The sequence below is a fragment of the Kocuria himachalensis genome, from assembly GCF_054784195.1.
Map to the genome: position 1 here is coordinate 1 of NZ_BAAGPL010000065.1, position 3,401 is coordinate 3,401.

The following is a 3,401-nucleotide window of genomic DNA, read 5'->3' on the forward strand; positions in this document are numbered from 1 at the left end:
GTCACGCGAGTACCGTGGCCGGCCATCAGGAGCCGGCATGAGAGGGCCGACCATCGAGCTGACCGCCCCGACGCTGCTGCACCGGGCCGCCGAGCACCTCACCGACCGCTGGGCCGGGGTGTTCTTCCCCGAGCTGGTGCACCGTTGCGTGGCTCAGGCCCACGCCGGCCTCGCATCCACCGCCCGGGTCCACAGTCACCTGGGTCCCATCGCCGTCCACGCCGCCGGGAACCGGCTGGCCGTCCTGGCTCGGGCCAAGGGTGCTGCCTCGGCGCCGGTACGCCAGGTGTTGTTCGTCGATGCCGACGACACCGGCCTGGCTGCGATCGCCGCGGGGTTGCTGGCCCACCACGCCGGGACCGCGGTGGTGGCTTGTTCGGCCGGGATCACCCCGGGAACCGCCGTGGATCCCTTCGCGGTGGAGGTGTTGGCCCAGCACGGGACCGAGCCGGCCGGGCTGGCCCCGAAGCCGGTGACCGAGGAGGTGCTGCAAGCCGCCGACTGGGTTATCAGCCTCGGTGTCGGTGAGGCCCTGCGTCTTCCACCGGGCCTCACCGCCCAGGACTGGCCGGTGGAGGTGGCCCTGGATGAGGCCCATGGCTGGGCCTTGGTGGCCGATCTCGACTCCCGTGCCCAGGCCCTGTGGGTGGAGATCACCACCTCCGCGGCTTGGCCCGTCACTTCCGGCCGGGCTCCGGGATCCTGAGATGGCTCCGGCACTGACAACCGGAATCCGCCTGTTCGTCTTCGCCACCCCGGCCGGGGTGGCGGTCCTGGCGGTGGCCACCGACACCGCGGCGGTGATGCTGTTGGTCGCGGTCCCCGGCGCCGTGGTCGGTCATGTGCTGCACCAGGAACGGCGGGAACCCGCTGCGGCCCGCGCCACCGACGGCACGTCCGGGGACCCGTCGGATCCGCCAGACACCCGTCCCATGCTCATTGCTTGCCCGGAGGCACCCACCATGGACGACACCACCCTGGGCCGTTCCCAAGCCCGCCTGCTGCACCACGCCCTGGCACGCGCCGGCATCACCGTCCACCGGTTGTGGATCCACTACCTCAGCCTCGGTGGGATCGTCGGGGAAATGGAGCTCGAGGCGTACCTGCATGAGATTTTCCACCTGCCCGCGGTGGAACGCGACCGGTTGATGCACACGGCCAACGCGCTGCTGGATCCCCATTGCGATCCGTTCCTGCCTTGCACCGGCGAGCTGTTGAGGCGTGATCGGGTCCACGATCACCGCGAAGACCATCAGTGCTGAGGAGTGCGCCCGTTCCACCCCCGGTCTCCGAGGGTCGGTGGGCTCAGACCAGTCCTGCGGCCACCAACAGCGCCAGCCCGGCGGCGATCAGCACCGCGGGCCCGGTGAACGGGACGGTCCGGGCCATGACCTGCCCGTCCCGGGCGAAGCGCTGGCGGCGCCGGTGAGTGGTGAACATCGGCCAGGCAACGGCGGCCATCAGCATCAGATTGCTGAGCACGGTCAGCTGCAAGTCGAAAGACACACAGAAGATTCTAGATTCCGCACTCCCGGGCCCGGCACCCGAAAGGACCGATCACTGTCCGGTGGACCGGTGTTCTTACCCACACCGCCCCCCGGGGTGCCGGGGACAGGGCGGTCATGGCCGCCGATGATAGTTCGGGAGAGGGTTGCAGGTGCGGCCGCGAGCATGGCCCCTTCTCGCACGTCAATGTGACACAAGACACTTGGGGTCCATCTGATGGCCACCTCCAGGTCATCAGTCCGCCGCAAACTGTGTCCGTGCCGGCACGGGGCCAGGGCCAGGACGGGGGCCACCAGGCGGACGAGACCTGAGCCCGCCATGGACCTGGTACAGCCGTCCCGGGGAAATCGGATTGCGGCGAATCGCTGCAAGGTGCTGGCACACCACGATCGCGTCGCATCGGCAGATCCACGTTGAGGAGTCGAGGCAGCGGTGGGAGTGAGCAACTGGTGGGCGGCTATTACAGGGGGACGTCATGACGGAGCAGGAAATCGACCTACGGGACCCACGGGTGTTGCACCGGGCGGCGGAACACCTGGTGCAGCGATACGCCGGGGTGTTCTTCCCCGAACTGGTGGAGCGGTGCCTCATCGACTGTTACACCGAGTTGACTCGGCAGGCGAGAGTTCAGTCCTATCTCATGCCGATGGCGTTGCACGATGCCGGCGACCGGTTGACGGCTTTGGCTCGGGACAAGACCAACGGTCCGGGGCGGGGGCGGATGTGCCAGGTGCTGTTCGTGGACGACCACGACACCGGTCCTGCCGCCGTGGCCGCGACTCTGCTCGCCGCCCACGCCGGGGAGGCGGTGGTGACCTGCTCGGCCGGGATCGCCCCGGGGGCGGCCCTGGATCCGTTCGCGGTGCAGGTGCTGGCCCAGCACGGGGTGGATCCGGCCGCGGTGGTCCGGCAGCCGCTCAGCGCCGCGCTGCTGTCCGCCGCCGACTGGGTCATCATCTTGGGCGCCCAGGACGTGGGGCCGGTGGGGGCGGGCACCAGTTATCAGCACTGGCCGGTGGACAGCACTTTGGACCCCGAGAGGAACCCGGGGGCCGTGGCCGAGCTCCAAATCCGTGCGCAGACTCTGTGGCTGGAGATCACCGCCGACACCGCCGTCGGCACTGGGTTCGGCCCCACCCAGGAACAAGCGTGAGCGAGCCCACCGATCCCCCCGCACCCAGTGACCCCACCGGGCCGACGGAGTCGGCACAGCCCCTGGAGGCCCACGTCCTGGCCCGCACCGCCGAGCACCTGAGCGAACGCTACGCCGGGGTGTTCTCCCCCGACCTGGTGGAACGGATGGTCTTGGAGTCCTACACCGCCTTATGGCGCACCGCCCGGGTGCGCACGCACCTGCCCGCCCTGGCCGGGCACTTTGCCGCCGACCGGCTCGCCGCCCTGGCCCACGCCCGGGACGCCACCAGCACGACTCCTCACGAGGGGGCCGTCCCGCAGGTGCTGTTCATCGGGGAGCACGACACCGGCCGGGCTCAGATCGCCGCAGCGCTGCTGGCCCACCAGGCCGGGCAGGCACTCACGGTCCGCTCGGCGGGCCTGCTGCCTGGGGCGGCCCTGGAGCCACTGGTCGTCACCGCACTGGCCGAGCGCGGCATCGGCACCGAGGAGCTCTACCCCAAACCGGTCACCGCCGATGTTCTGTCCGGGGCGGACTGGGTCGTCACCTTCGGCCACCTCAACGGGCTCCCCCTGCCGGCCGGATCCGCCCACCAGAACTGGGACGTCAGCGACGTGCTGGAAGCGGACCAGGAAGCGGTCGGCGCCGTCGTTGAGGAGCTCCAAAGCCGCACCCGTGCCCTGTACGAGCAGATCCGCACCCACTTTCCGGCACACTCCCCGGAGTAGTCCTTGCTCCTACGCCGGAGGCGGTCTTCCCC

General features: G+C 70.2%; 5 protein-coding genes. 4 read left to right on the plus strand and 1 reads right to left on the minus strand.

The features are described 5' to 3' along the window. Positions 1–37: 37 nt before the first annotated feature. Together ACYVM4_RS18575 and ACYVM4_RS18580 are read left to right on the plus strand one after the other, a co-directional pair. Positions 38–706 (plus strand): arsenate-mycothiol transferase ArsC, encoded by a 669-nt coding sequence (locus tag ACYVM4_RS18575; protein ID WP_460669515.1) that lies wholly within the window; start codon positions 38–40, stop codon positions 704–706. Between the two features lies 1 nt (position 707). After that, positions 708–1,262: a hypothetical protein gene (locus ACYVM4_RS18580; RefSeq protein WP_460669516.1), complete on the plus strand. Its 555-nt coding sequence runs from the start codon at positions 708–710 to the stop codon at positions 1,260–1,262. A 43-nt stretch (positions 1,263–1,305) separates the two neighbouring features. Here ACYVM4_RS18580 and ACYVM4_RS18585 read toward each other — a convergent pair whose 3' ends face one another. Further along, the gene (locus tag ACYVM4_RS18585; protein WP_460669517.1) at positions 1,306–1,506 is read right to left on the minus strand and encodes a hypothetical protein; all 201 of its coding nucleotides are present in this window, start codon (positions 1,504–1,506) and stop codon (positions 1,306–1,308) included. A 475-nt stretch (positions 1,507–1,981) separates the two neighbouring features. Here ACYVM4_RS18585 and ACYVM4_RS18590 point away from each other — a divergent pair, with 475 nt between their 5' ends. Both ACYVM4_RS18590 and ACYVM4_RS18595 read left to right on the plus strand, forming a co-directional pair. Continuing rightward, complete coding sequence (locus ACYVM4_RS18590) at positions 1,982–2,659, plus strand: arsenate-mycothiol transferase ArsC (protein ID WP_460669518.1); 678 nt, start codon at positions 1,982–1,984, stop codon at positions 2,657–2,659. After that, positions 2,656–3,369, plus strand: coding sequence for an arsenate-mycothiol transferase ArsC (locus tag ACYVM4_RS18595; RefSeq protein WP_460669519.1), 714 nt, complete (start codon positions 2,656–2,658; stop codon positions 3,367–3,369). The genes ACYVM4_RS18590 and ACYVM4_RS18595 overlap by 4 nt, the downstream gene beginning before the upstream one ends. Positions 3,370–3,401: the final 32 nt, after the last annotated feature.

Coding starts and splice junctions, on each gene's coding strand:
- ACYVM4_RS18575 (WP_460669515.1), top strand. CDS start 38: ATGAGAGGGCCGACCATCGAGCTGACCGCCCCGACGCTGCTGCACCGG.
- ACYVM4_RS18580 (WP_460669516.1), top strand. CDS start 708: ATGGCTCCGGCACTGACAACCGGAATCCGCCTGTTCGTCTTCGCCACC.
- ACYVM4_RS18590 (WP_460669518.1), top strand. CDS start 1,982: ATGACGGAGCAGGAAATCGACCTACGGGACCCACGGGTGTTGCACCGG.